This is a genomic window from Oerskovia sp. 140933 (assembly GCF_059651515.1).
Genome location: NZ_JAMXIO010000019.1, coordinates 25,335 through 51,842 on the forward strand (window position 1 = coordinate 25,335; position 26,508 = coordinate 51,842).

Sequence of the window (26,508 nt, forward strand, 5' to 3'; positions counted from 1 at the left end):
GAGCCCGCGCGGTGCCCCGGCCGCGGTGGTCGTCACCACCCTCGCCAGGTAGAAGGAGCAACCGTGAGCAGCGTCGACACGTTCGGGTCGAAGGGAACACTGGAGGTCGGTGAGAACTCGTACGAGATCTTCCGTCTCTCCGCGGTAGAAGGCGCCGAGCGCCTCCCGTACAGCTTGAAGATCCTCGCGGAGAACCTCCTGCGCACCGAGGACGGCGCCAACATCACCGCGGACCACGTGCGCGCGATCGCCGCCTGGGACCCGGACGCCCAGCCCGACACCGAGATCCAGTTCACGCCGGGTCGCGTCATCATGCAGGACTTCACGGGCGTGCCCTGCGTCGTCGACCTCGCGACCATGCGTGAGGCCGTCGCGGACCTCGGGGGCGACCCGTCGCGCATCAACCCGCTGGCTCCCGCCGAGATGGTCATCGACCACTCGGTGCAGATCGACGTCGCAGGTCGCCGCGACGCGTTCGAGCGCAACGTCGAGTTCGAGTACCAGCGCAACCACGAGCGCTACCAGTTCCTGCGCTGGGGCCAGACGGCGTTCGACGACTTCAAGGTCGTCCCCCCGGGCACGGGCATCGTCCACCAGGTCAACATCGAGTACCTGGCTCGCACGGTCATGACGCGTACCGTGAGCACTGCCGACGGGGACGTCTTGAGGGCCTACCCCGACACGTGCGTCGGCACCGACTCGCACACGACCATGGTCAACGGCCTGGGCGTGCTCGGCTGGGGCGTGGGCGGCATCGAGGCCGAGGCGGCGATGCTCGGCCAGCCCGTCTCGATGCTCATCCCGCGCGTCGTCGGCTTCAAGCTCAGCGGCCAGATCCCCTCGGGCGTCACGGCGACCGACGTGGTCCTCACGATCACGCAGATGCTGCGCCAGCACGGCGTCGTCGGCAAGTTCGTCGAGTTCTACGGCGCCGGTGTCGCGGCCGTGCCGCTGGCCAACCGCGCCACGATCGGCAACATGAGCCCCGAGTTCGGCTCGACCGCCGCGATCTTCCCGATCGACTCGGTCACGGTCGACTACCTGCGCCTGACGGGTCGTTCCGAGGAGCAGCTCGCGCTCGTCGAGGCCTACGCCAAGGAGCAGGGCCTCTGGCTCGACCCGACCGACCCGAGCTACGTCGAGCCGGTCTTCTCCGAGTACCTCGAGCTCGACCTCTCGACGGTCGTCCCCTCGATCGCCGGCCCCAAGCGTCCCCAGGACCGCATCGAGCTCTCGAACGCCAAGTCGGCCTTCGCCCGCGACCTGCCGACCTACGCCCCCGAGGTCGTCGACGTCGTGGACGAGGCCGAGAAGGAGTCCTTCCCGGCCTCCGACTCGCCCGCGATCCACGCCAACGGGCGCCGGACCGTCCCCGTCACGGACACCAACGGCAAGCAGTTCGACCTGTTCCACGGCGCGGTCGCGATCGCCTCGATCACGTCGTGCACCAACACGTCGAACCCGTCCGTGATGCTCGCCGCGGCCCTGCTCGCGAAGAAGGCCGTCGAGAAGGGCCTGGAGGCCAAGCCGTGGGTCAAGACCTCCATGGCACCGGGCTCGCAGGTCGTCACGAACTACTACGAGAAGGCGGGCCTGTGGCCCTACCTCGAGAAGCTCGGCTTCCACCTCGTGGGCTACGGCTGCGCCACGTGCATCGGTAACTCGGGCCCGCTCGACGAGAAGGTCTCCGAGGCCGTCAACGAGCACGACCTGTCGGTCGTCTCGGTGCTCTCGGGCAACCGCAACTTCGAGGGGCGCATCAACCCCGACGTCAAGATGAACTACCTGGCCTCCCCGCCCCTGGTCATCGCGTACGCCCTCGCGGGCACCATGGAGTTCGACTTCGAGCACGACCCGCTGGGACGCAACGAGGACGGTTCGCCGATCTTCCTGCGCGACATCTGGCCCACGCCGGAAGAGGTCCAGGCGACGATCGACTCCTCGATCGACCGTGCGATGTTCACCAAGGACTACGCGGACGTCTTCACGGGTGACGAGCGCTGGCGCGCCCTGTCGACCCCCGAGGGCAACACGTTCGAGTGGGACGAGCAGTCCACCTACGTCCGCAAGCCCCCGTACTTCGAGGGCATGTCGGCGCAGCCGTCGCCGGTCACCGACATCTCGGGTGCCCGCGTGCTGGCCAAGCTGGGCGACTCGGTCACGACCGACCACATCAGCCCTGCCGGGTCCATCAAGGCGGACTCGCCGGCCGGTGTGTACCTCGCCGAGCACGGTGTCGAGCGTCGCGACTTCAACTCCTACGGCTCGCGCCGTGGGAACCACGAGGTCATGATCCGCGGCACGTTCGCGAACATCCGCCTGCGCAACCAGCTCCTCGACAACGTCGAGGGCGGCTTCACGTTCAACTTCGTGAAGAACGCCCAGGACACGATCTACGACGCCGCGCAGGACTACGCCGCGGCCGGCACGCCGCTCGTCATCCTGGGTGGCAAGGAGTACGGCTCCGGTTCGTCGCGCGACTGGGCCGCCAAGGGCACCGCGCTCCTGGGCGTCAAGGCCGTCATCACCGAGAGCTTCGAGCGCATCCACCGCTCGAACCTGATCGGCATGGGCGTCCTGCCGCTGCAGTTCCCGGCCGGGGAGTCCGCGGGCTCGCTGGGCCTGGACGGCACCGAGACGTTCGACATCTCGGGTGTCACGGCGCTCAACGAGGGCACGACGCCCTCGACGGTCAAGGTCACCGCGACCAAGACCGACGGCACCTCGGTCGAGTTCGACGCGGTCGTCCGCATCGACACCCCGGGTGAGGCCGACTACTACCGCAACGGCGGCATCCTGCAGTACGTGCTGCGCTCGCTCGTCAACGACTGACGAGCGTCCGCCGCGGGGGCGGCGTCGTCGGGCCTGGGATCTCCCCGGATGCCCGACGGCGCCGCGCACCCTGCTCGGAGCGCACGACGACGGGGCGTCCCACCTTCGGGTGGGGCGCCCCGTAGTCGTATCACGGGAGTGCCCCGTGCCCTCGTGAGAGGGGACGGGGCTGTCGAGGTGCCCCCGCCGGGGCGCCGGGTGCCCCGTGGAGGTCGAGATGTTCGGAAGGATCGTCGGGGCTGTCGTCCTGGTCACGGTCGTGACCGCTGGGCTCGCCCGCGTCGCGATGAGGCTGGTGGCGCAGGCGGCCGACCAGGACGTGCACCTGGGGCTGACGGGTACCGTCGGGATCGCGTTCCTGTTCCTGCTGGCCGCCGTCGGAGGAGCCGTCTCCGGTGCGGTGCGCTGGGCCCAGCCGTGGCGGACGGTCCCTGCGGTGGTCGGGTCGGGGCTCCTGCTGGCTGCCGCCGCGTCGATCGGGGCGGGGGAGGTGTCGTCGGCGCTGTCGGCCCCTGGCGAGGCGACCGTCGCAGTGCTGGCGGCCATCATGGCGATCTTCGTCGCGGTGCTCGCGTGCCCGGTGGCCGCCTGGGGGCACGGGCGAGGAGCAGGACCTCCCGCCCGGTCGTGTCCGACGGCTAGGACTCGCGCGCCCGCTGCGTGAACGTGCCCGCGGTCACGGCCTCGTAGGAGCGGCGCACGATCTCCTCCAGGACGTCGAGATCGTTCGTCGACAGGTCCTTGAGGTACACGCACACGAGGCTCGTGGTGTGCGGGCCGAGGCGCTCCAGCAGGTCCTGGTGAGCGGCCGTCCCGTCGGGCAGGTAGACCGTCGACGCGGCCTTGCGCGGCGAGAACCCGGCCGCTCCCGCGTCGCCCTGCCGCCCGCTCGCGTACTCGTAGTGGTACTGGCCGAACCCGATGATCGACGGCCCCCACATCACGGGCGGTTCGCCCGTGACGCGCTGCATGAGGGCCAGGAGCGTGTCCGCGTCGCGGCGCCGGACCTTGTGGGTGACGGTCGCGAGGAAGGCGTCCACGTCGCCGTCGTGCGGGCGGGTCTTGTTGGTCGAGGTCATGCACCAGTATGGCCGGCGTCGGGGTATCACGACGAGGGGCATCCGGCCTCGAATTCTCAGAAGAAAATTCCGACCCATTGGTCGGTATTGAAATGTTTGACCGATATGTGCTTTATCGCTAGCATCAGCGTCGCTGAGCGGAGCTGCTCGGCCACGGTGGTACTGACCGATGGGGGAGACGAGAAATGCAGCAGGTGAAGAAACTGGCCTCGGTGGCAATCGGTGCGGTCTTGGTGATCGCCATGGGGGCGAGCGCAGCGAGTGCGGCCTCGGTCACGACAGCCGGAGCGAAGGTGGAGGACCGTCGGCAGTACTGGAGCGGGCCCAAGGAGTGGCGCCACGAGCTCAAGGTTACCGACACCGCCGGTGACGGCCATTTCGTGAGCGGTCCGTGGGAGAGCAATCTGGGGTCGAGCGGTTCGGTGACGAACAAGGGCGGCGACTTCACGGCGACCACCTGGGTGTCGGTGACCCGCCACGCAGAGAAGGTCTCACGGATCAAGGCGTGCCGTTCGAACACCGGACTCAAGCCGATGACCTGCTCGTCGTGGAAGGACACGGGGTACTGACTGCTGGTGCACCTCGGGCCGAAGGTGTCTCGACGGGCTGAGTCGGACGAGCCCCTTGTCAATCACGAAAGAAGGAAATGCATGTCGACCAGGAAGAACATTGTCGCAGTCGCCGTTGGCGTCGTCCTTGCCGCAGGTATGGGGGTGAGTTCGGCGCACGCTGTCTCGATCTCGACTGCTGGAGCAAGAGCGGAGCACGTCGGGTCGTCCGGGGGAGCCCAGTGGCACAGCGTCTACGCGCACGACACCGCTCAGGACGGAAAGTTCGTCAGTGCCCCGTGGCGGAGCAGCTACGGATCGAAGGGTTCCGTCGTCAACAAGTCCGGAGACATGACGAGCATCGTTCGAAGCGTGACGAACGGTGGTGAAAAGGTGACCCACATCAGCGCCTGTCGATCCAACGGCGGTATCAAGCCGATGACCTGCTCGGCCGAGAAGAAGACTGGCTGGTAGAGGGTGAGAACTGAGGGTAGGGGGTCGTCGTGATCGCGCTCGACGTCCAGGGGCTCTCGGCGGAGCTCGGCGGACGTCCGGTCCTGCGTGCCGTGGACGTGCAGGTCGCTCGGGGAGAGTCGGTAGCGATCGTCGGCCCCTCGGGGACGGGGAAGACGACCCTGCTCAACTGTGTGCTGGGCACGGTCCGACCCCAGGGGGGCCGTGTGCTCGTCGCAGGCCAGGACGTCTCACGGCTCGACCAGGCCAGATTGGCCCGGCTCCGCGCGGAGCATCTGGGCGTCGTCTTCCAGCACGGCGAGCTGCTGGGGGAGCTGACCCCGGTCGAGAACGTCGCACTCCCTGCCCTCATCGTCGGTCGTCCGCGCGAACAGGCTGTCGCGCGGGCGACCGAGCTGCTGGAAGCCTTCGGTGTACCCACGGACCGCGACGTCACCGACCACCTTTCCGGTGGCGAGCGCCAACGCACCGCGCTGGCCCGCGCGCTCGTCAACGAACCGACGCTCGTCCTCGCGGACGAGCCCACGGGCTCGCTCGACCCGGCGATCCGGGACCGCGTCGCCGACATCCTGTTCGACACGCCCGCGCGCTGGAACTGCGGGCTCCTCGTCGTGACGCACGATCCGCTGGTCAGTGCGCGTGCGGACCGCGTCGTCCACCTGGAGCGCACCCTTGCCGTCGACGGGGTTCACGCGTGACCGCACTGCGCGTCGTCGGGGCCTCTCTCCGGCGGGCTTCACGCTTCGAGCCGTTGCGCAGCGCGGTCCTGGCCGCGGGAGTCGCGGCCTTCGTGCTCAGCGTGGTCTCGCTGGCGATCACGACGGCGACGTACACCGGGTGGGACTCGAGGGCCGAGGAACGCGCGGGGCGGATGGCCGCGCTCTTTCCCGACGAGGAACCCCGAGCGCTGTGGCGGCACGGTTTCGACCTGGTGGACGGCAGGCAGGTCGACGTCGTCTATCTCGCGCCTCTCGTCGAGGAGCCGCCGGTTCCTCCGGGGCTCACGCGATGGCCGAGAGCGGGCGAGGTCTTCCTGTCCCCTGCCGTCGCGGAGGCGCTCGGGGCGTCGGTCGGGGACCAGACGCGGCACGGCACGATGATCGGTCTCGTCGGTCGAGATGGGCTCGTGGAACGTGGCGAGGGCCTGGTCTACGTCGGTGCCGAGGGTCGTCTCGCTCCGGAGTCCGCGGAGCTGATCACCGGCTTCGGCAGCGACCGGTTCGAACAGCCCCGGGCGATCGCCGACCGACGACCGTTGGCGACCTTCCTCGGCGTCCAGATCGCGCTCCTGGTCGTTCCTGCGACGTGGCTCCTGTTCACCGGGATCCGCATCGGGGCCGTCCAACGGGCGCGCAGGGTCCGGATCGTCACGACGCTGGGCATGCGGCCGCGGCAGGTGCGAGCGTTGCTGTGGGGCGAGTCGAGGTCCCCGTGGGGGCTCGGTGCGCTCGTCGCGCTCCTCTGCACAGCGCTGCTTCTGGTCGTCGACGTGGCCCTGCCAGGGGCGTCTCTCGCCGTGGATGCGCAGGACGTCAGGTCCGGAGGTGTGCTCGTCGTCGTGGCGTTCGTCGCCGCCCTCGCCCTGAGTGCCTGGGCCTGCTCGTCGCGTGTCGGCCTGAAGGCCGAGCGGCGCAGAGACCGTCGCCGGTCGTCGTCAGGGCCGTCGTGGTTGGCGCGGACCCTGGCCGTCGCCCGCGTCGCCCGGGGTGGTCTGTCGCTCGTGCTCGCAGCGATCACGGTGATCGGCCAGAACATCGCGGTGGGTGAGGGGCGGGTGGACCTCGTGCCGATGATCGCCCTCGTGGGGACGACCCTGACGTTGGCGGCGTTGCCGGCGGACGCCGTCGTGTGGATCGAGCTGTACGCCCGTCGCCGCCGCGACGTGGCGTGGCGTGCGGGAGACGCGGCCGGTCTCACCGGGGCGGCACAGCTGCTCTCGCGGCCGCGACCTGCCGCACGGTTCGGGGCCACCGCGGCGATCATCGTCGTCATCGTCACGGTGACCAGCGGCTTGCTCACGACGCTGGGGCAGGATGCGGCTCAGGCGCTGGCGGTGCAGCGACACCTCGGCGGCTCGGTGGCGACGATCCAGACCTTTCGACAAGCCGGGGCCGAGTCGAGGGAGCTCACCCTCGACGCCCTGCGGCGTGACTACGTCGTGGCCGCGATCCAGCCGGACGGGGAGGGGATGTCGGTCGTGGCGCCGCGTGGCGAGGACGTCGAGACCTTCGTCCCGGACGGCCGACCGCCGGCATGGCTCGCCTACGTCGCGGGGACGGAGGTCGGGCACCGCGTCGACGAGATCGAGGACGGCCCGGAGGCCACGGTGCTCGTCACCCGTCGAGATGGTTCCTCGATCGACATGGAGGAGCTGCGCGACCAGCTCGGATCGCTGAGCGTCCCGATGTGGCAGGCCGAGCTCCCAGGGGAGGGCTTCGTCGTCGGGACGGCGTCGTCCCTGCACCAGATGCGATGGCTCACCTGGTTCGGTTCGATCGGCCTGGTCCTGACGTTGGTCGCCCTCTGGTCCAACTACTCGAACGAGCTGTTGCGGGCGGTTAGGTCGCTGCTCGCGATCCAGATGTTGGCCCCGAGCGACGCGTTCGTCAAGAGGGTTCTCGCGGCGCGGATCGTCGCGCCGGTCGCTGTCGCCGTGGTCGGAGGTGGTGTCCTTGCGCTGATCCTCTCGATCCCTCCGGTCCCGGGAGAGACGACGAACCTGCCCTACGGGATCGTCCTCGCGTGTGTCCTGGCATCGTTCGTGACGGGCGTGATCGCGTGGAGCGTGACCTGGCGGGCCTGTGTCCGCGGCGCCCGTTCCATGTCGCTCGGAGTGCCCGAGGAGTAGGTGCCCGCCCGTCGGCGGCCCACAAGCTGCCGACGGCGCGGTCAGTCGTCGCCGAGCACCTGCGCGAGCGTGTGCGCGGCCAGGCCGGCGAACGCCGGGTCGTCGTCGGAGTGAGCGGCGAACGCCGAGCCGAGGACCAGCGCCCAGGCGCGCGCCCGGGCCCAGGTCGCGTCGTCGGTCCCGCAGCGGGCGGTCACGGCCTCGCGGAACGTGCGGCGACCCACGGCGTCGAACGTGATCCACGCGGTCGCGAGGTCGGTGGCCGGGTCGCCGCTCGTCATGTCCCCGAAGTCGACCACCGCGCCGAGCCGGTGGTCGCGGGGCGCGAGCACGAGGTTCGCCGGGTGCAGGTCGCCGTGCAGCCACGCCGCGGGCCCGTCCCAGGCGGGGACCTCGACGAGGCGGGACCACAGGTCGAGGAGAGAGCCGTCGTCGGGCACATGGCCCGACGCGAGGCGCTCCCGGACCGACGCGTCGCGCGCGGCCAGCGGGACGCCCCGGAAGGGGTTCACGGGCGCCTCGGGCGGCGCGGGGACGTGCAGGGCGGCGAGGAAGGCGGCGAGGTCGACGGCGAACGCGCGGCGCAGCGCGGGATCGATCTCGAGGGCGCTCAGCCCGTCGAACCACGGGACGACGCTCCACGACCAGGGGTAGGAGGGGCCGGCGGACCCGTCGGAGGGAAGTCCGACCCGCACGGGAGCAGGGACGGGGACCGGGAGCCGCGGCGCGAGCGACGGGAGCCACTCCTGCTCGTGGCGCACGAGCGCGGCCGCGAGCTCGCGTCGCGGGACCCGCACCGCGAGCCTGTCGCCCAGGCGCAGCACGACGTTGTCCCAGCCGTTCGCGACGACGACCAGGGGCAGGGATGCCAGGTCGGGGTGCTGGGCCGCGAGCAGCGAACGCACGAGGTCGACGGTCACGTCGACCTCCGCGGCAGGCCGCAGCGCCACTAGACCGGCACCTCGACCGTGCGCGTCGCGTCCCACGGCTCGGCCCAGCCCAGGCGGTCCAGGAGCGCATCGAGGATCGCGCCCGTGAACCCCCACACGAGGTGCTCGCGCCCGTCGGCGGACACCAGGAAGGCCGGGCTCTTGTGCGTGACCCGCCCCCGGCGCACGACGGCGGTGCGCCGGTTCGCAGGGTCCGTCAGGTCCGCGACGGGCACCCGGAAGACGTGCGCCGACTCGGCCGAGTCGACGACCGCGACCGGTGTGGGCCGCGCCCACCACGCGATCACGGGGGTCACGAGATGGTTGCTCACGGGCAGGGGGAGCGGGGACAGGGCGCCCAGGACCTCGACGCCGTCGCGGTCCAGGCCGGTCTCCTCGACCGCCTCCCGGAGCGCTGCGTCGACCAGGTCCGTGTCCGTGTCCTCGAGCCGGCCACCGGGGAACGAGACCTGGCCCGGGTGATGGCTGAGCGTCGAGGCACGGGCGAGCAGGAGCACGTCGAGGTCGGCAGGAACGGGGGAGGCCGGCGCGTCGTCCGTGGTGTCCTGGCCGGACGTGTCACGGGCGGCCAGGACGTCGTCGAGCACGCCGAACAGGACCAGGACCGCGGCCTGCCGCACGCGAGACTCGTCGAGCGTGCCGATCGCGTAGCGCCACGGACGCGGCCACGGCGAACCGTCCTGGGCGAGGGCCGCGAGCTCGGTGCGCGCCGAGCCCGCCGAGGGGGGAACGGTCACCAGCCCGCGGGCAGCGGGCGCCCCTCCTCGTAGCCGGCCGCGGACTGGATGCCCACCACGGCCCGCTCGGCGAACTCGGTGAGCGAGGCCGCTCCCGCGTACGTGCACGAGCTGCGCAGGCCCGCGGTGATCTCGTCGATCAGGTCCTCGACGCCCGGGCGGGCCGGGTCGAGGTACATGCGCGAGGACGAGATGCCCTCCTCGTACAGGCCCTTGCGGGCCTGCTCGAACGGCGAGCCGCCCGCACCGCGAGCCGCGACCGCGCGCGCCGAGGCCATGCCGAACGACTCCTTGTAGAGGCGACCCGTGCCGTCGTCGTGCAGGTCGCCCGGGGACTCGTGCGTCCCGGCGAACCACGAGCCGATCATGACCTGGGACGCGCCCGCCGCGAGGGCCAGGGCGACGTCGCGCGGGTGCCGCACCCCGCCGTCGGCCCACACGTGCTTGCCCAGCTCGCGTGCCGCGGCCGCGCACTCGAGGACCGCGGAGAACTGGGGACGGCCCACGGCCGTCATCATGCGCGTGGTGCACATGGCGCCCGGACCGACGCCGACCTTGACGATGTCCGCGCCCGCGGCCACGAGGTCGCGCACGCCCTCGGCGGTCACGACGTTGCCCGCGACGATCGGGACCTGCGGGTCCAGGGACCGCACGGCCTCCAGGGCCTGGAGCATCTTGACCTGGTGACCGTGGGCCGTGTCGACCACGAGCACGTCCACGCCCGCGGCGAGGAGCTCTGCCGCCTTGGCCTTGACGTCGCCGTTGATGCCCACGGCGGCCGCGATGCGCAGGCGGCCCTGGGCGTCCAGGGCGGGGGAGTAGACGCTCGAGCGCAGCGCACCGCGACGCGTCAGGACGCCCACGAGGCGCCCGTCGCGCACGACCGGGGCGACCTTGCGCCGCGAGCGGTGCAGCTCGTCGAACGCGGCCTGCAGACCGCCAGGACCTGACACGACCGACGCGTCGACGGTCTGCGGCTGCGCGGACATGACCTGCTGGACCTGCGTGAAGCGGTCGACGCCCAGGCAGTCGGCCTCGGTCACGACCCCCACGGGACGGTCGCCGTCGAGCACCACGGCCGCGCCGTGCGACCGCTTGCCGATCAGCGTCAGCGCGGTGTGCACGGTGTCCGTGGGGGAGACCACGACCGGGGTCTCGATGACCGGGTCCTTGCCCTTGACGTCGGCGACCACGTCCGCGACGACGTCGGTCGGCACGTCCTGCGGGATCACGACGATCCCGCCGCGCCGCGCGACGGTCTCGGCCATGCGGCGGCCCGCGACCGCGGTCATGTTGGCCACGACGAGGGGGATCGTGGTGCCCGTGCCGTCGTCGGACGCGAGGTCGACGTCGAAGCGCGAGGTGATCTCGGAGCGGGACGGGACGAGGAACACGTCGCCGTAGGTCAGGTCTGTGGTGGGCTGCTGGCCCGGCAGGAAGCGCACCTCCTCAGTCTACGGAGGCGATCGGCCGGGCGAGGGCGGATCGGGTGCCCAGCGCGTGCAGAGGTCGTGATCAGGCCTTTCCGGGCGCGAGCACCCGCCCGGAGCGCCTAGAGTTGTCGGGCTAGTCGAATGGCAGGCGGAACGGAGCGGTTATGACCCTGTTGAGCAGCATCACGTCACCGGAGGACCTCCGGCGGCTGACCCCCCAGCAGGTGGAGACCCTCGCCGCGGAGATCCGCGAGTTCCTCGTCTCCGCCGTGTCCCGCACGGGTGGGCACCTCGGACCGAACCTCGGCGTGGTCGAGCTGACGCTCGCCATGCACCGGGTCTTCGACTCGCCCAAGGACTCGTTCGTGTTCGACACGGGCCACCAGTCGTACGTGCACAAGCTGCTCACGGGGCGCCAGGACTTCTCCGCGCTGCGCAAGCGCGAGGGCATGTCCGGGTACCCGAGCCGTGCCGAGTCGCCGCACGACATCGTCGAGAACTCGCACGCCTCGACCGCGCTGAGCTGGGGCGACGGGATCGCCAAGGCGAACGTGGTGCGCGGGCTGCGGGACCGCCACGTCGTGTCCGTCATCGGCGACGGGGCGCTCACGGGCGGCATGGCCTGGGAGGCGCTCAACAACATCGCCGAGAGCCAGGACCGCCGCCTGGTCATCGTCGTCAACGACAACGGCCGCTCCTACTCGCCGACCATCGGCGGCATGGCGCACCACCTGTCGACCCTGCGGACCACGCGCGGCTACGAGAACTTCCTCGACTGGGGCAAGCGCACGCTGTCGCGCTCGGGTGCGCCCGGGCGCTTCGCGTACGAGTGGCTGCACGGGCTCAAGAAGGGCCTCAAGGACGTCGTCGCGCCCCAGGGCATGTTCGAGGACCTGGGCATCAAGTACATCGGCCCGGTCGACGGCCACGACATCGAGGCCCTCGAGCACGCGTTCGTGCGGGCCCGCGCCTACGGGGCGCCCGTGATCGTGCACGTCATCACGGAGAAGGGCCGCGGGTACACCCCGGCCGAGCAGGACGTCGCCGACCGCTTCCACGCCGTGGGCCAGATCCACCCCGAGACCGGCCTCCCCGTCGCCCCCTCGCGCTTCGGCTGGACCTCGGTGTTCGCGGACGAGATCGTCTCGATCGGTCGCCGTCGGCCCGACGTCGTGGCGATCACCGCGGCCATGCTGCACCCCGTGGGTCTGGCACCCTTCGCGGAGGCCTTCCCCGAGCGCACGTTCGACGTCGGCATCGCCGAGCAGCACGCGGCGACCTCGGCGGCGGGCATGGCCTTCGCGGGCCTGCACCCCGTGGTCGCGGTCTACGCGACGTTCCTCAACCGCGCGTTCGACCAGGTCCTCATGGACGTGGCTCTGCACAAGGCGGGCGTCACGTTCGTGCTGGACCGCGCCGGCATCACGGGCGAGGACGGCGCGAGCCACAACGGCATGTGGGACATGGCCATGCTGCGGATCGTGCCGGGTCTGCACCTTGCGGCTCCGCGTGACGAGGCGACGCTGCGCGAGGCCCTGCGCCACGCGGTCGACATCGACGACGCGCCCTCGGTCGTGCGCTACCCCAAGGGCGCGGTCGTCGCACCGATCCCGGCGATCGAGACGCTCGACGGCGTCGACGTCGTCGCGCGGCACGACGCCGTGCCGAGCAGGACGGCCAAGGCCCCTGCTGCGACGGGCACGACCGCGGGACCGGCCACCACGACCCGCAAGGTCCTCCTCGTGGGCGTGGGGTCCATGACGGGCACCGCGATGGCTGCGGGCGAGGCGCTCGCGGCCCACGGCGTGGACGTCACGGTCGCGTCGCCGACGTGGGTCCTCCCCCTGCCCTCGGCGCTCGTCAAGCTCGCGGGTGAGCACGACCTCGTGGTCACGATCGAGGACGGTCTCGCCGACGGCGGCATCGGCTCGCTCCTGGGGCAGCGCGCGGTCGAGGCCGGCGTCACGGTCCCGGTCGTGCCGTTGGGCCTGCCGACCGTCTTCCTCGACCACATGTCGATCGACCAGGTCAAGGCCGTGCACCGCCTCACGGCGCAGGACGTCACGCGCGACGCCCTGACGGCGCTCGCGCTGCTCTGAGCCCTCCGTGAGCGGTCCTGCTGCCGTCTGAACGGCCTTCGGGGCACGACACGCCACCTCAGGGGCACGGACACCCGTCCGTGCCCCTGACGGCGTCCTGGGCCGGGACGCAGCCCGCCCGACGGCGCCGCGCGCGCAGCGTGGTCGATGTGCCGCGGGTGGGACTCACCGGCCGGTCGGCCCGGTCCGGGGCCCGTGCTCAGGCCAGCGTGGCCTCGGCCGCGCGCTCGGTCACCGCGCGCAGGTCGCCCGAGCGGGCGAACCACGCCCGCTGACGGGCCGCGCCGCCGCCGTCGGACCAGAGCCGCCCGAGCAGCTCGGTCACGGCGTCGAGGTCGCCCGTGTCGACGAGCGCCTCGCGCACGTGCGCGACGAGCTGGCCCACGACGTCGTGCGCGGTCGCGGGCTTCCAGGTGAGCGGGGAGACGAGGTCGCCCGAGATGCCCGAGCGGCCGGCCCGCCAGGACGCGGTGCGCAGGAGCTCGGGGTGCAGCATGGGGGCTGCCGTGCCCGCCGCGGCCTCGCGTGCGGCGGTCTCGACGAGCCCGCGTGCGAGGGCTGCGAGCAGGGTCGCGGTGTCGGCGTCGAGGCACACGTCGGCGACCCGGATCTCGACCGTCGGGTAGGACGCGGACAGCCGGGCGTCGAAGTAGATCATCGCGGTGTCGAGGATCGTGCCCGTGGCGACCAGGGCGTCGACCGTGGCGCGGTACGACTCGGCCGTGCCGAACGAGGGGGCGGGGCCCGCCGTCGGCCACCGCGACCACACCTGGGACCGGAAGCTCGCGTACCCGCTGTCCTCGCCCTGCCAGTAGGGCGAGTTGGCGCTCAGGGCGAGCAGCGGGGCCAGCCAGGGTCCGATGCGGTCGAGGACCGCGACGCCCTCGGTGTCCGAGGAGACCGCGACGTGCACGTGGCAGCCGCCCGTGAGCTGTTCACGGGCCGTGAGCCCGAACTCGGCGCGTGCCTGCAGGTAGCGGAGCTTGCCGACCGTCGTGGGGGACACGGGCACGGGCGACGTGCCGAGCGCGACGATGCGCGCGTCGCGCTGCTCCGCCGCCTTGTTGGCGCGGGCGCGTCCGTCCCGGATCTCGCGCGCGAGGTCGGACAGGTCCGCGCACGGGTGCGTGCCGGTCTCGAGCTGTTCCTCCATGAGCTCGAGCTCGAGCTCGCCGCCCGGCAGACCTTCTCGTGAGCCGCCCGACGCCCCCAACCCTCCCTCGACGGGCTCGGTCGTGCTCGCTGTCTCGATGACCTCGGCCGCGACGGCGGTGGGGACGCCGTCGGGCCCGATGAGGAGGAACTCCTCCTCGACTCCCATGGTTCGCATCGACGCAGTCTCACATCGCCCGGCGAGGTTCGCACGCCTTGTGCGCAGCGGGGGCGCGAGGCAGACCGCCCGGGGTTGCGCATAGGGAGTCGCGAGGCGTGTCGGACAGCTCGCCGGGAGGTGCTGCTCGTCCTCGTCCGGTGCACCGGTACCGGGCCTCGACGAGCAGCACCTCGACACGCTCGTCGGCGGGGTGCGGGTGTCGTGGGCCCCGAAGGTGCCCGGGCGCGACCCGGCCCGTACGGTGGGGGCGGTGTCGGACGGTTCGACCAGGCATGTCCGGTGTCGTCCCGCAAGGGACCTTGGTCCCGGGCGTCGGGTCCTTGGACTCCCAAGGAAAGGTCATGTGAAGACCGTCACAAGGTGGAATGCCGACGGATAGATGCATGTTGTAGACCCTAGAAGGGTTGGAATCCCGCCGTTCTGCCGGTCGTGAGCTCCGGTTCGACGTCCGGGCCTGTGAGCCAGGTGACAGCGTCTTTGCCACGCCGACACCCTCTGCGGGTCGTAGCCTGAAAGGGCGAAGGAGAACGGCAGGGCGGCACGGAAGATCCCGCGTCGACCAAGGTCTTTACCCCCGCCGCGCAGGCTGCGCGGCGTGGACGTCGAGGAGAGTGATATGACCAGCATTTCCGAGGCTCGCAGCACCACTGGCGGCCAGGACGACGCGACCGTCCCCGCTTGGGCCGGCTTCACCGCAGGTCCTTGGCAGGACACGGTCGACGTGCGCGACTTCATCCAGCGCAACTACACGCCCTACGAGGGTGACGACTCCTTCCTTGCCGGTCCCACCGAGCGGACCACCGGGATCTGGGCCAAGCTCTCCGAGATGTTCCCCGTCGAGCGCGAGAAGGGCATCTACGACGTCGACCCGCACACGCCCGCCGGCATCACGGCCCACGCGCCCGGGTACATCGACAAGGACGCCGAGGTCATCGTCGGCCTCCAGACCGACGCCCCGCTCAAGCGCGCGATCATGCCCAACGGCGGATGGCGCATGGTCGAGGGGGCCCTCGAGACCTACGGCTACCCGGTCGACCAGGAGCTCAAGAAGGTCTTCAGCGAGTACCGCAAGACCCACAACCAGGGCGTCTTCGACGTCTACCCGCCCAACGTCCGCGCCGCGCGCAGCTCGCACATCATCACGGGCCTGCCCGACGCCTACGGCCGCGGCCGCATCATCGGCGACTACCGTCGCGTCGCGCTCTACGGCGTCGACCAGCTGATCGCAGCCAAGAAGCTCGACAAGCTGGACCTCGACACCCAGCCGTTCAGCGAGAAGATCGTGCGCGAGCGCGAGGAGCACGCCGAGCAGATCCGCGCGCTCGGCGAGCTCAAGCAGATGGCGGCCTCCTACGGCTACGACATCTCGCGTCCCGCCACCAACGCCCGCGAGGCCGTGCAGTGGCTCTACTTCGGCTACCTCGCCGCGGTCAAGGAGCAGAACGGCGCCGCGATGTCGCTGGGCCGCACCTCGACCTTCCTCGACGTGTACCTCGAGCGCGACCTGGCGAACGGTGTCATCACCGAGGAGCAGGCGCAGGAGATCATCGACGACTTCGTCATCAAGCTGCGGATCGTGCGCTTCCTGCGCACCCCGGAGTACGACTCCCTGTTCTCGGGCGACCCGACGTGGGTCACCGAGACCATCGGCGGCATGGGCGACGACGGTCGTCCGCTCGTCACGAAGAACTCGTTCCGGTTCCTGCAGACGCTGTACAACCTGGGCCCGGCCCCCGAGCCCAACATGACGGTCTTCTGGAGCCCGCGCCTGCCGCAGGGGTTCAAGGACTTCTGCGCCAAGGTCTCGATCGACACCTCGGCCGTCCAGTACGAGTCGGACGAGCAGATCCGCCCGGCCTGGGGTGACGACGCCGCGATCGCCTGCTGCGTCTCGCCCATGGCGGTCGGCAAGCAGATGCAGTTCTTCGGCGCCCGCGTGAACCTGGCCAAGACGCTCCTCTACGCCATCAACGGCGGCAAGGACGAGGTCACGGGCAAGCAGGTCTCGCCGGTCGTGGCCCCCGTGCCCGAGGGCCAGCCCCTCGACTACGACGACGTCCGTGCCCGCTTCGACAAGACCATGGACTGGCTCGCCGAGACCTACGTCGAGGCGCTCAACTGCATCCACTGGTCGCACGACAAGTACGCGTACGAGCGCCTCGAGATGGCCCTCCACGACAAGGAGGTCCTGCGGACCATGGCCTGCGGCATCGCAGGCCTCGCGGTCGCGGCGGACTCCCTGTCGGCCATCAAGTACGCGACGGTCATGCCGGTGTTCGACGAGCGCGGCATCGTCGTGGACTACGTGACCGAGGGCGAGTACCCCGCCTTCGGCAACGACGACGACCGTGTCGACTCGATCGCGGTCGAGCTCGTCGAGTCGTTCATGTCGAAGATCCGCTCGCACAAGATGTACCGCGACGCGCTGCCGACGCAGTCGGTCCTGACCATCACGTCGAACGTCGTCTACGGCAAGGCCACGGGCAACACGCCCGACGGTCGCCGTGCAGGTGAGCCGTTCTCCCCGGGTGCCAACCCGATGAACGGCCGCGACACGCACGGCATGCTCGCCTCGGCCCTGTCGGTCGCGAAGCTGCCGTACAACGAGGCGCAGGACGGCATCTCGCTGACCAACACGGTCGTCCCGAGCGGCCTGGGCCGTACCCGGGAGGAGCAGATCGCGAACCTCGCGGGCCTGCTCGACGCGTCGGTCGGTGGCGACGGCTACCACATGAACGTCAACGTGCTGGTGAAGGAGACGCTCGAGGACGCCATGGAGCACCCCGAGAACTACCCTCAGCTCACGATCCGTGTCTCCGGGTACGCCGTGAACTTCGTGCGGCTGACCCGTGAGCAGCAGCTCGACGTCCTCTCGCGGACCTTCCACGGCGCTCTCTGAGCGCGGAAACGGCGGAACCATCATGACGACCCCCTCGACGACCGCAGCAAACCAGGCGTCCGCGCGTGCCGCCGCCCGCTACGGCGTCGACGGGGTCGCCTCGGCTCCGCTCCCGTGGCGGACCTCCGGTGACGGCCTGGGTCACGACAGCGACCTGGACGCACCGGAGGCCCCCCGCCGCCGCACGGGGGCCGGGGTCTCCGGCCTCACGACGGCCGAGGACCTCGACCGGCACGACAAGCTCGCGATGATGCGCTCGGGCGAGCTGGGTTCCGTCCACTCGTGGGAGCTCGTCACCGCGGTGGACGGACCGGGCACGCGCCTGACGGTCTTCCTCAACGGGTGCCCGTTGCGCTGCCTGTACTGCCACAACCCCGACACGCTGCAGATGAAGGACGGCGAGCCGGTCACGGCCGACGAGCTGCTTGCCCGCGTCAAGCGGTACCTGCCGGTCTTCCGCGCCACCAAGGGCGGGCTGACCCTCTCCGGCGGCGAGGTGCTCATGCAGCCCGCGTTCGCCGCGCGCATCCTGGCGGGCGCCAAGGAGATGGGCGTGCACACCACGCTCGACACCTCGGGCTTCCTCGGGGCGAACCTGAGCGACGAGATGCTCGCGAACACCGACCTGGTGCTCCTCGACGTCAAGTCGGGCGACCCCGAGACCTACGAGAAGGTCACGGGGCGGGCCCTCGAGCCCACCCTGAAGTTCGGGCGACGGCTCGCCGAGTCGGGGCTGCCCGGCGGGGTCACGGCCGAGCACCCGGTCGAGGTCTGGATCCGCTACGTGCTGGTCCCGGGCCTGACCGACCAGGCCGAGCACGTCGACGTCGTCGCGGAGTACGCGGCCTCGCTCAACGAGATCCGGCCCGGCACGGTCACCCGTGTCGAGGTCCTGCCCTTCCACCAGATGGGCCGTGACAAGTGGGAGACGCTCGGGCGCGAGTACGAGCTCACCGACACCCCGGCTCCTGACGTCGAGCTGGTCGACCGCGTGCGCGACCAGTTCCGGGCGAAGGGCCTGACGGTCTACTGACCTGCTGCCTGACGCCGTGAGCCGTGGCCCCTGGATCGCTCGATCCAGGGGCCACGGCTCATCTCCGGATCAGGTTCGCGGTGAGCCACGGCCCCAGCACCGGCAGCACCGCGTCGGGCTGCATGGCCCGGGTGTGGTCCAGGCCGTCGAGCAACCGTACGTCCCAGCCCGCGGCACGCAGCTCGTCCGCGTGCGCGGTGAGCGCACCGCCGATGCTCACGTGCACCCCGCCCCACGACCCGCTGTAGTCGATCTCGTCGGCGGTCCCCGCGAACGCGAGGCGCGGGCACGTCACACGGTCAAGGACGCGTCGGTCGTCGAACGAGTCGAGGGCTTCGTAGAGCGTCACGAACTGGCGTGTCTGCTCCTCGCCGATCGTCATGTCGAAGCTCTCCCAGTCGAACTCCTCGACGCTCGCCTCGCCGATGCCCTCGGGGGCGGCGTCCGTCTCCCGCGCTTCCTGCTCGACGACGTCGCTCGACTCGCGCTGCGCCGTCGGGCCGGTGGCAGGGGCCGCTTCAGCGGACGCGGCGGCCTTGGCATGCGTCGCGCGCGTGACCGCGAGCATGCCCGCGTACGGGCCGTCGAGCGGCGGGAAGCCGCCCATCACGAGGGCGCTCAGTCGCGGCGTGCGGAGCGCGAGCTGGAGACCGCTCAGCGCGAGCCACGAGTAGCCGTAGTACGCGAAGGTCTCGGCCCCGGCGGCGTCGGCGATCGCGAGCAGGTCGGCCGCGACGTTGTCCGGGGTCAGGGTGGCCGGGGCGGGGTGGGCCATGCGGTGACCCTCGTAGTCGGCCGCGACCACGCGGAACGCGGGGGAGAGGGCGTCGACCAGCGTCCGGCCGAGCGCGGGGTCGACACCCCACCTCCGCAGCTCGTCAGCCGGGGCGCCCGTGGCCGGGACCGGGTTCACGGGGAGCAGGACCGTGGGTCCTGTCCCGGTGACCTCGACGTCGATCGTGCTGCCGTCGTGGAGAGGTGCGGTGCTGCGATGCGCTCCGGAACGGTTCGGCGTCATGCCCGCCACGCTATCGCGCCCTCCGGCCGGTCGACCTGACGCCGGTCGGGCGACGGGTCCCGTCCGTCGTACGAGCCACCGGCTCGGCAGTCCTCCGAGGACGGTCTGGCCTACCGTGGGGAGATGGACGCTCCCCAGACCCCCCTGACCCCGCTGGCCGAGGACTGGAGCCGGGCGCTCGCGGTCGTCGCCCATCCCGACGACATGGAGTTCGGTGCCGCGGCCGCGGTCGCGCGCTGGACCGGGCAGGGCAAGACCGTCGTGTACGCCATGGTCACGAGCGGCGAGGCCGGGATCGACGGCATGGCCCCGGACGAGGCGCGCACGGTGCGCGAGGCCGAGCAGGTCGCGTCGGCCGCGATCGTCGGGGTCGACGAGGTCGAGTTCCTGGGCCTGCCCGACGGCGTCCTCGAGTACGGCCTGCCGTTGCGGGCCGCGATCGCCGCGGCGATCCGGCGCCACCGCCCGGAGGTCGTCATCACGGGCAACTACCGCGAGACGTTCCCTGGCGGGATGCTCAACCAGGCCGATCACATCGCCACGGGCCGCGCCGTCGTCGACGCCGTCCGTGACGCCGGGAACCGGTGGGTCTTCCACGACCAGGTCGAGGCCGGCCTGGAGCCCTGGGGCGGCGTCCGGCAGGTCTGGGTCGCCGGGTCTCCCGACGCCGAGCACGGCGTCGACGTGACCGCCACGTTCGACGCGGGAGTGGCCTCGCTCGAGGCGCACGCCGCGTACATCGCGGGCCTCGGGTGGGAGCACTTCGACCCGGCAGAGTTCCTCGCGACCATGTCCCGTGGGGGCGGCGCGCGCATGGGCACCCCGCACGCCACGGCGTTCGAGGTGCTGAAGATGGGGTGGGACGACTAGGGCGTGCCCGCCCCGTGTCGCGCCCTGGTGCATACACTCGGGCGATGAGCCTTCTCGCTGCTGAGCACGCGCTCCAGGCCGCCCAACGTGCGGGCGACGTCGACGCGCTGGACACGCTGCTGCATCCTCGGTGCGTGGGCGTCGGCCCCGACGGGTCGGTGTTCTCCAAGGACGACGACCTGGAGGGCTACCGCTCGGGTGCGCTGCGGATCACCCGCCTGGAGGAGGAGTCGCTCGACGTCCGCGAGGACGTCGTGAGCGGGGTGACCAGGCTGGTCGCCACCGTGGAGGCGGTCCAGGGCGGCGCCGCGGTCTCCGCGCGGCTGGTCTACACGCGCCTGTGGGTGCGCGCGGACGACGGCTGGCGGGTGCTGGCCGCGACGCTCGCGCCGGCCGCGGAGCCGGCCCCGCCGGACGCGGGCGCAGAGCCCTAGGGCAGGGCGCTCTCCGCGCCCCACGGTGCGTCGTCGGCCGGCGCGTCCTGCACGACGGCGTCCTGCGTCCCGGCCCCACCCGCCGCGCCCGGGGCCCCGCCCAGCCAGCGCGCCTGCTCGGCCGCGACGATCGTCTGCGCGAGCCGGGCCTCCGACACGTCGACCGCGCCGGGCAGCGCGTCGGCCAGAACGCTGCGACGCGCGTAGGCGTCGAACAGCCGCGCCTTGGTCCCGAGGATCTCGACCATGCGCTCGTCGACCGTGTCGGCGACCAGGAGCCGGTGGACCTGCACGGTGCGGACCTGGCCCATGCGGTGGGCGCGTGCGACGGCCTGCGCCTCGGTCGTGGGCTTGACCTGCGGCTCGCACAGGATCACGACGGAAGCGGCCTGGAGGTTGACCCCGACCCCGCCCACCTCGATCTGGCTCACGAGCGCCCGGGGCACGGGCGAGGCCGTGAAGTCGTCGAGGATCGTCTGGCGGTTCGCGGCGCCCACCGAGCCCGTGAGCGGTCCGGCGGCGAGGTCGCCCAGCGCGCGCACCACGAGGTCGACGACGTCGCGGAAGTACGTGAACACGACGACCTTGCGGCCGTTCCCCGTGGCCTCCTCGACGAGCTCGACGAGGCGGCGCACCTTGGCCGAGTCCTCGGGGTGCTCGACGGCGTACGCGGCCCTGCGCATGGCCATGAAGCTGCCCTCGCGCACCGCGTCGCGGTAGGCGGCGCCGTCGACGGGGCCGAACGTCTCCCACTCCTCGACCTGGACGAGCTCGGGCAGCTCCTCGAGCACGTCCTCCTGGTTGCGCCGCAGGTAGACGGGGGCCACGGCGAGCCGGAACCTCTCGGCGCCCGCGGCGCCGTGCGCGGCGCTGACCTGCTCGGCGACGTCGGGCTGGAGGTGGGCCACGAGGCGTCGGAACTCCTCGACGCGGTTCTCCATGACCGTGCCGGTCAGGAACAGCACGCGCTCGGTCCGTCCGGCCCAGGCGGCCACGGCCTGCGACCTCCTGGCCTCGGGGTTCTTGACGTAGTGCGCCTCGTCGACCACGAGCATCGCGGGCGCGGGCAGGTCGAGCGGCAGGAGCCCGACCTGCTCGAACGTCGTCACGGCCACGCCGCCCTCGCGGGCCCATTGCGCGGCCTCCTCGGCGCGCTCGGGGCCGTGGACGTCGAGCGAGCGCAGCGTGCTGTGCCGCCCCACCTCGCGCACCCAGCTCGTCATGACGCTCGCGGGGCACACCACGAGGAAGTGCGTCGCCCCGCCCGCGGCGAGGTGCGCCATCGCGGCGATCGCCTGCACGGTCTTGCCGAGGCCCATCTCGTCGCCCAGGATCGTGCGCCGCTGCGCGAGCGCGTAGCGCGCCCCGAACACCTGGTAGCCGCGCAGCGAGGCGGTCAGGAGCGACTGGTCGAGCGGCTGCCCGTCCACGCGGGCCAGGAGCTCGGGCGGCAGGTGGCCCTCGGTCGCCTGGAGGTCGCGCCCGATGTCCACGACGTCGTCGAGCAGCGCGTAGTACGTCGCCGAGCGCGCCCGGAAGTCGGTCCACGCCTCGAAGGCGTCGACGGGCGCGGTGTCGAGGGCCCCGACGCGCCCGGCGGCCGCGACGGCCCCGGACCGCTCGGTGTCCCGGGTGAGCCGCGCGAGGTCGCGCACGGCGTCCGCTGCCCGACGGCGTCGCGCGGGCAGCGAGAAGAAGGACCGGACCGCGCGGGTCGCCTCCTGTGCCGCCACCCGGTGCTCCGAGTGCCCCTCGAGGAACGTGACGACCACCTGCCGGTGGACCGTGGCGGCCGTGCGCGCGGCCTCGAGCCCCGCGAGGGCCTGGACGAGGCCGGTCGTGAACGGGTCGCCCGGGGCGTCGTCGATCCGGAACCGCAGGGTCTCCTGGACGGCCTGGGCGATCTGTGCTGCGGCAGCGAGGCAGTGCGTCGCGGTCTGCGGCCCGATTCCGGGGAGACGTTCGAGCCCGGCGGGTCCCGCGCGGAGCACGTCGCCCACCGTCGTGACGCCGCCGTCGACCAGGCGGCCCACGCGCAGCCGCTCGCCGCTGACCTCGCGCAGGCGTTCGACCCCGATCGCCGAGAGCTCGCCCAGGACCTTGTCCTGCTGGCTCGACCCGAACGCGGTGCGCACGTGCTCGCGGAACCGGGCCGGCGCCCCGGCGAGTCCCGAGAGCAGCGCGGCGACCTCGTCGGCCCGCGTGACGACCTCGCGGGCCTGCTCGGGCGTGGGGCGGGGAGCGTCGGGCGCGGTCATCGGGCGGAGCTCCTGGGGACGTGGGCGGGCGAGCACGGACTCTCGGTGACGATCGGCGGTCGCAGTGCCACGGATCGAGAGGCACCGCGACGCTATCCCGAGTTCCCGGACATGCCGAACCCGGGGTTGGTCGGGCAACTGACGCGAGCTACCTGACCAACCCCGGGTTCGGCACCGCGGAGGGCTAGTGCGCCGGGACGTTCGCGACGCCGTCGGGCAGGAGGCGGCGGCCCAGGACCTTCTCCGAGTAGCCCGTCCGGTCCAGGTACGGCGTGATGCCGCCGTCGTGGAAAGGCCAGCCCGCGCCCAGGATCATGCAGAGGTCGATCTGCTCGGGGCCCTGGACGACGCCCTCGTCGAGCATGTGGCCGATCTCCGTCGTGAGAGCGGTGAGCACCTCGTCCAGGACCCCCGCCTCGTCGAGCGCGCCCGGACCGCCGGCCTCGCCCGTGCCGAAGTACGCCTGGATCGCCGGGTCGACGCTCGCGGGGATGCCGCGCGCCGGGGCCGGCAGGACGACCTTGGTGCCCTCGGCCACGAGCTTCTCGAGCCCGGGGGAGGACGGGAAGCGGTCGCCCAGGTCCTCGCGCAGCGAGGTCAGGACGTGCAGGCCCACGGCGGGTCCCACGAGGTCGAACAGTGCGAACGGTCCCATGGGCAGGCCCAGCGGCCGCAGCGCGCGGTCGGCGACCTCGACCGAGGTGCCGTTCTCGACGGCCTCCACGATCTTGCCCAGGAGCAGCACGAGCAGGCGGTTGACCACGAAGCCCGGACGGTCGGCGACACCCACAGCGGTCTTGCGCAGCGCCTTGGAGACCGCGAACGCCGTGGCGAGAGCCTCGTCCGAGGTCTTCTCGGCCCGGACGACCTCGACGAGCGGCATCTGCGCGACGGGGTTGAAGAAGTGCAGCCCCACGACCCGCTCGGGGTGCGCCAGGTCCGCGGCCATCTCCGTGACGGACAGGGCCGAGGTGTTGGTGGCGAGGATCGTGTCGGGCCCGATGATGCCCTCGAGCTCCGCGAAGACCTTCTTCTTGAGTCCCAGGACCTCGGTCACGGCCTCGATCACGAAGTCGCAGCGCGAGAACTCGGTGATGTCCGTGGTGCCGTGGACCGAGGACAGGACCTTGGCGCCCGTGTCCTTGCTCATGCGGCCCGTCGTGACGAGCTTCTCGACCGTCGTGCGGACGTAGGCGAGCCCGTGCTCCACGCGCTCGGCGTCGAGGTCGCGCATCGTCACGGGCACGCCCAGGCGCTGCGCGAACAGCAGCGCGAGCTGGGCCGCCATGAGGCCCGCGCCCACGATCCCGACCGAGGTGACCGGGCGGGCGAGCTTCGGGTCCGGTGCGCCCGCGGGACGCTTGCCGTGCGAGACGAGCTGGAACGCGTAGACGCTCGCACGCATCTCGTCGGACATGATGAGGTCCGCCAGGGCCTCGTCCTCGGCCGCGAAGGCCTCGTCCTTGGTCGCGGTGCGGGCCGCGGCCAGGAGGTCGAGCGCCCGGTAGGGCGCGGGCCGGGACCCGTGCACGACCGCGTCGAGCTGCTTGCGCGCACCCGCCACGACCGCGTCCCACACCGGGGCCGGGTCGAGCTCGCGGCGCTCGACGACCGTGGTGCCGCGCACGACGTCGGCGGTCCAGCGGATCGAGGACTCGAGGAAGTCGGGGGCCTCGAACAGCGCGTCCGCCAGGCCGATCTCGAAGGCCTCCTTGGCCTTGAACGGCTTGTTGGCGCTCGGGCGCGTGAGGATCACGTCCATGGCCTTCTCGATGCCCACGAGGCGCGGCACGAGGTAGGCGCCGCCCCAGCCCGGGACCAGGCCCAGGCCGACCTCGGGGAGCGCGAGCGCCGGGGCGTCGGCCGCGACCGTGCGGTAGTCGCAGTTGAGCGCGACCTCGAGGCCGCCGCCCAGGGCCAGGCCGTTGACGTACGCGAACGTCGGGACGCCCATCTCGCCGAGCAGGCGGTAGGCCGCGTGGCCGCCCCGGCCCAGCTCGAGGGCCTCGTCGCGCGTGCGGACGCCCGCGACCTGCGTGAGGTCGGCGCCCGCGGCGAGGAAGTACGGCTTGCCCGTGATCGCGACGGCCGCGATCTCGCCGCGCGCCGCACGGGCCTGGAGCGCGGTCAGCGCGGCCGTGAGCTCGGCGATCCCCTCGGGGCCGAGCGTCGTGGGCTTGGTGTGGTCCAGGCCGTTGTCGAGGGTCAGGAGCGCGAGCGTGCCCGCCCCGCCCGGCAGCTCGACGTCGCGGACGAGGGAGTGGGTCACGCGCTCGGCGCGGGGGGCGGTGGTCTGGGTGGTCATGGGTCAGTTCTCCCCGGTCGTCTCGTCGGCGTCGGTCGTGTGGCCGGAGTAGTCGGCGTGGTGCGGGTTCTCCCAGATCACGGTGCCGCCCATGCCCAGGCCCACGCACATCGTGGTCAGGCCGTAGCGGACCTCGGGGTGCTGCTCGAACTGGCGCGCGAGCTGGGTCATGAGGCGCACGCCCGACGCCGCGAGGGGGTGGCCCACCGCGATCGCGCCGCCGTACTGGTTGACGCGAGCGTCGTCGTCGGGCATGCCGAAGTGGTCGAGGAACGCCAGGACCTGGACCGCGAAGGCCTCGTTGATCTCGAACAGGCCGATGTCCTCGATGCTCAGGCCGGCCTGGGCCAGGGCCTTCTCGGTCGAGGGGATGGGACCGATGCCCATGACCTCGGGGTCGACGCCCACGTAGGCGAACGACACGAGACGCATGCGGGCCGGCAGGCCGAGCTCGGCCACGACGTCGCCCGCCGCGAGGAGCGAGACCGCGGCGCCGTCGGTCAGCGGGGACGCGTTGCCCGCGGTGACCTTGCCGCCCGGGCGGAACGGGGTCTTGAGGTGCGCGATGTCCTCGAGCGTGGTGCCCGGGCGGGGCAGCTCGTCGGCCGTGGCCAGGCCCCAGCCCTGCTGCGGGTCGCGCAGCGCGACCGGGACCAGGTCAGGGGTCACGTCGCCGTTGGCGAGCGCCTTGGCGTACTTGGCCTGGCTCGCGACGCCGTACGCGTCCGCACGCTCCTTGGTCAGGTGCGGGAAGCGGTCGTGCAGGTTCTCGGCGGTCGCACCCATGACCAGGGCCGTCGAGTCGACGAGCCTCTCCGCGACGAAGCGCGGGTTGGGGTCCGCGCCCTCGCCCATGGGGTGGTGACCCATGTGCTCGAGGCCACCCGCGAGGGTCACGTCCTGGGCGCCGATCGCGATGGCCGACGCGGTCGTGGTGACCGCGGTCATGGCCCCCGCGCACATCCGGTCGATCGCGAACCCGGGGACGGACTTCGGCAGGCCCGCCAGCACGGCCACGCTGCGGCCGAGGGTCAGGCCCTGGTCGCCCGTCTGGGTCGTCGCGGCCAGCGCGACCTCGTCGATGCGCTCGGCGGGAAGCTCGGGGCGGCGGCGCAGCAGCTCGCGCACGGCCTTCACGGCCAGGTCGTCGGCACGGGTGTTCGCGTAGATGCCGTCGGGGCGGGCCTTGCCGAACGGTGTGCGCACCCCCTCGACGAAGACGACGTCGCGGACGGTCCGGCGCGAGCCCGAACCCTTGCTGGCCACAGTCATGGCATCTCCTGATCTGGACGGCGGTGTCCTGAGCGTCACCGCTCACGGGGTGGGGTACAGGCTACCCGCGGTACCAGGAAAATGCA

General features: G+C 71.9%; 20 protein-coding genes. 11 read left to right on the plus strand and 9 right to left on the minus strand.

Annotation, left to right across the window (positions count from 1 at the left end; all coding sequences use genetic code 11):
* The first annotated feature begins 63 nt into the window (after window positions 1-63).
* Together acnA and NHG27_RS11435 are read left to right on the plus strand one after the other, a co-directional pair.
* Window positions 64-2,832 carry an aconitate hydratase AcnA gene (gene acnA, locus NHG27_RS11430; protein ID WP_497016378.1) on the plus strand — a complete coding sequence of 923 codons (2,769 nt, stop codon included), beginning with the start codon at window positions 64-66 and terminating at the stop codon, window positions 2,830-2,832.
* A 217-nt stretch (window positions 2,833-3,049) separates the two neighbouring features.
* On the plus strand, window positions 3,050-3,496 hold the full coding sequence (locus NHG27_RS11435; RefSeq protein WP_497016379.1) for a hypothetical protein: 447 nt from the start codon (window positions 3,050-3,052) through the stop codon (window positions 3,494-3,496).
* Here NHG27_RS11435 and NHG27_RS11440 read toward each other — a convergent pair.
* Window positions 3,471-3,911, minus strand: coding sequence for a DUF1801 domain-containing protein (locus NHG27_RS11440; RefSeq protein ID WP_497016380.1), 441 nt, complete (start codon window positions 3,909-3,911; stop codon window positions 3,471-3,473). The two genes, NHG27_RS11435 and NHG27_RS11440, sit on opposite strands and share 26 nt — an antisense overlap.
* Before the next feature lie 185 nt (window positions 3,912-4,096).
* Here NHG27_RS11440 and NHG27_RS11445 point away from each other — a divergent pair, with 185 nt between their 5' ends.
* From NHG27_RS11445 to NHG27_RS11460, 4 genes are all read left to right on the plus strand, one after another.
* Window positions 4,097-4,480, plus strand: coding sequence for a hypothetical protein (locus tag NHG27_RS11445; protein ID WP_497016381.1), 384 nt, complete (start codon window positions 4,097-4,099; stop codon window positions 4,478-4,480).
* An 81-nt stretch (window positions 4,481-4,561) separates the two neighbouring features.
* Window positions 4,562-4,933: a hypothetical protein gene (locus tag NHG27_RS11450; protein ID WP_497016382.1), complete on the plus strand. Its 372-nt coding sequence runs from the start codon at window positions 4,562-4,564 to the stop codon at window positions 4,931-4,933.
* Between the two features lie 29 nt (window positions 4,934-4,962).
* Window positions 4,963-5,631 carry an ABC transporter ATP-binding protein gene (locus NHG27_RS11455; RefSeq protein ID WP_497016383.1) on the plus strand — a complete coding sequence of 223 codons (669 nt, stop codon included), beginning with the start codon at window positions 4,963-4,965 and terminating at the stop codon, window positions 5,629-5,631.
* Window positions 5,628-7,781 carry a hypothetical protein gene (locus tag NHG27_RS11460; RefSeq protein ID WP_497016384.1) on the plus strand — a complete coding sequence of 718 codons (2,154 nt, stop codon included), beginning with the start codon at window positions 5,628-5,630 and terminating at the stop codon, window positions 7,779-7,781. The genes NHG27_RS11455 and NHG27_RS11460 overlap by 4 nt, the downstream gene beginning before the upstream one ends.
* Window positions 7,782-7,822: 41 nt before the next feature.
* On the opposite strand, the gene NHG27_RS11465 is transcribed toward NHG27_RS11460, so the two are convergent.
* The 3 genes from NHG27_RS11465 to guaB1 are packed head-to-tail and all read right to left on the minus strand — an operon-like array spanning window position 7,823 to window position 10,913.
* Window positions 7,823-8,701 carry an aminoglycoside phosphotransferase family protein gene (locus tag NHG27_RS11465; RefSeq protein WP_497016385.1) on the minus strand — a complete coding sequence of 293 codons (879 nt, stop codon included), beginning with the start codon at window positions 8,699-8,701 and terminating at the stop codon, window positions 7,823-7,825.
* A 29-nt stretch (window positions 8,702-8,730) separates the two neighbouring features.
* Window positions 8,731-9,468 (minus strand): NUDIX hydrolase, encoded by a 738-nt coding sequence (locus NHG27_RS11470; protein WP_497016386.1) that lies wholly within the window; start codon window positions 9,466-9,468, stop codon window positions 8,731-8,733.
* Window positions 9,465-10,913 carry a GMP reductase gene (gene guaB1, locus NHG27_RS11475; protein WP_377616405.1) on the minus strand — a complete coding sequence of 483 codons (1,449 nt, stop codon included), beginning with the start codon at window positions 10,911-10,913 and terminating at the stop codon, window positions 9,465-9,467. The genes NHG27_RS11470 and guaB1 overlap by 4 nt, the downstream gene beginning before the upstream one ends.
* A gap of 152 nt (window positions 10,914-11,065) precedes the next feature.
* On the opposite strand from guaB1, the gene dxs reads away from it, so the two are divergent.
* Entirely contained in the window at window positions 11,066-13,000 is a 1,935-nt protein-coding gene (gene dxs, locus NHG27_RS11480) for a 1-deoxy-D-xylulose-5-phosphate synthase (protein ID WP_497016387.1), read from the plus strand.
* A gap of 199 nt (window positions 13,001-13,199) precedes the next feature.
* Here dxs and NHG27_RS11485 read toward each other — a convergent pair whose 3' ends face one another.
* The gene (locus tag NHG27_RS11485) at window positions 13,200-14,330 is read right to left on the minus strand and encodes a carboxylate-amine ligase (RefSeq protein ID WP_193719915.1); all 1,131 of its coding nucleotides are present in this window, start codon (window positions 14,328-14,330) and stop codon (window positions 13,200-13,202) included.
* Window positions 14,331-14,949: 619 nt separating this feature from the next.
* Between NHG27_RS11485 and pflB the strand changes: the two genes are divergently transcribed.
* Window positions 14,950-17,232: a formate C-acetyltransferase gene (pflB, locus tag NHG27_RS11490; RefSeq protein ID WP_497016388.1), complete on the plus strand. Its 2,283-nt coding sequence runs from the start codon at window positions 14,950-14,952 to the stop codon at window positions 17,230-17,232.
* Between the two features lie 22 nt (window positions 17,233-17,254).
* Window positions 17,255-18,265, plus strand: coding sequence for a pyruvate formate-lyase-activating protein (gene pflA, locus NHG27_RS11495; protein WP_497016389.1), 1,011 nt, complete (start codon window positions 17,255-17,257; stop codon window positions 18,263-18,265).
* Window positions 18,266-18,323: 58 nt separating this feature from the next.
* On the opposite strand, the gene NHG27_RS11500 is transcribed toward pflA, so the two are convergent.
* Window positions 18,324-19,283, minus strand: a complete 960-nt coding sequence (locus NHG27_RS11500) for an alpha/beta fold hydrolase (RefSeq protein WP_497016390.1) — start codon at window positions 19,281-19,283, stop codon at window positions 18,324-18,326.
* 123 nt (window positions 19,284-19,406) lie between these two features.
* On the opposite strand from NHG27_RS11500, the gene NHG27_RS11505 reads away from it, so the two are divergent.
* Window positions 19,407-20,153, plus strand: coding sequence for a PIG-L deacetylase family protein (locus NHG27_RS11505; protein ID WP_497016391.1), 747 nt, complete (start codon window positions 19,407-19,409; stop codon window positions 20,151-20,153).
* Between the two features lie 44 nt (window positions 20,154-20,197).
* Window positions 20,198-20,587 carry a nuclear transport factor 2 family protein gene (locus NHG27_RS11510; protein WP_497016392.1) on the plus strand — a complete coding sequence of 130 codons (390 nt, stop codon included), beginning with the start codon at window positions 20,198-20,200 and terminating at the stop codon, window positions 20,585-20,587.
* Here the strand turns inward: NHG27_RS11510 and NHG27_RS11515 are convergent.
* The 3 genes from NHG27_RS11515 to NHG27_RS11525 form a co-directional block, all read right to left on the minus strand.
* Window positions 20,584-22,845: a DEAD/DEAH box helicase gene (locus NHG27_RS11515; RefSeq protein WP_497016393.1), complete on the minus strand. Its 2,262-nt coding sequence runs from the start codon at window positions 22,843-22,845 to the stop codon at window positions 20,584-20,586. The two genes, NHG27_RS11510 and NHG27_RS11515, sit on opposite strands and share 4 nt — an antisense overlap.
* A 184-nt stretch (window positions 22,846-23,029) precedes the next feature.
* Window positions 23,030-25,150 carry a 3-hydroxyacyl-CoA dehydrogenase NAD-binding domain-containing protein gene (locus tag NHG27_RS11520; RefSeq protein ID WP_497016394.1) on the minus strand — a complete coding sequence of 707 codons (2,121 nt, stop codon included), beginning with the start codon at window positions 25,148-25,150 and terminating at the stop codon, window positions 23,030-23,032.
* Between the two features lie 3 nt (window positions 25,151-25,153).
* Window positions 25,154-26,422, minus strand: a complete 1,269-nt coding sequence (locus tag NHG27_RS11525) for a thiolase family protein (protein ID WP_193719923.1) — start codon at window positions 26,420-26,422, stop codon at window positions 25,154-25,156.
* Window positions 26,423-26,508 lie beyond the last annotated feature (86 nt).

Excerpts from the sequence above, each read along its gene's own strand:
- dxs (WP_497016387.1), top strand. The coding sequence starts at position 11,066 with ATGACCCTGTTGAGCAGCATCACGTCACCGGAGGACCTCCGGCGGCTG.
- NHG27_RS11445 (WP_497016381.1), top strand. The coding sequence starts at position 4,097 with ATGCAGCAGGTGAAGAAACTGGCCTCGGTGGCAATCGGTGCGGTCTTG.
- pflA (WP_497016389.1), top strand. The coding sequence starts at position 17,255 with ATGACGACCCCCTCGACGACCGCAGCAAACCAGGCGTCCGCGCGTGCC.
- NHG27_RS11485 (WP_193719915.1), bottom strand. The coding sequence starts at position 14,330 with ATGCGAACCATGGGAGTCGAGGAGGAGTTCCTCCTCATCGGGCCCGAC.
- NHG27_RS11500 (WP_497016390.1), bottom strand. The coding sequence starts at position 19,283 with ATGACGCCGAACCGTTCCGGAGCGCATCGCAGCACCGCACCTCTCCAC.
- NHG27_RS11440 (WP_497016380.1), bottom strand. The coding sequence starts at position 3,911 with ATGACCTCGACCAACAAGACCCGCCCGCACGACGGCGACGTGGACGCC.
- pflB (WP_497016388.1), top strand. The coding sequence starts at position 14,950 with ATGACCAGCATTTCCGAGGCTCGCAGCACCACTGGCGGCCAGGACGAC.
- NHG27_RS11450 (WP_497016382.1), top strand. The coding sequence starts at position 4,562 with ATGTCGACCAGGAAGAACATTGTCGCAGTCGCCGTTGGCGTCGTCCTT.
- NHG27_RS11515 (WP_497016393.1), bottom strand. The coding sequence starts at position 22,845 with ATGACCGCGCCCGACGCTCCCCGCCCCACGCCCGAGCAGGCCCGCGAG.
- NHG27_RS11520 (WP_497016394.1), bottom strand. The coding sequence starts at position 25,150 with ATGACCACCCAGACCACCGCCCCCCGCGCCGAGCGCGTGACCCACTCC.
- NHG27_RS11525 (WP_193719923.1), bottom strand. The coding sequence starts at position 26,422 with ATGACTGTGGCCAGCAAGGGTTCGGGCTCGCGCCGGACCGTCCGCGAC.
- NHG27_RS11505 (WP_497016391.1), top strand. The coding sequence starts at position 19,407 with ATGGACGCTCCCCAGACCCCCCTGACCCCGCTGGCCGAGGACTGGAGC.
- NHG27_RS11510 (WP_497016392.1), top strand. The coding sequence starts at position 20,198 with ATGAGCCTTCTCGCTGCTGAGCACGCGCTCCAGGCCGCCCAACGTGCG.
- NHG27_RS11435 (WP_497016379.1), top strand. The coding sequence starts at position 3,050 with ATGTTCGGAAGGATCGTCGGGGCTGTCGTCCTGGTCACGGTCGTGACC.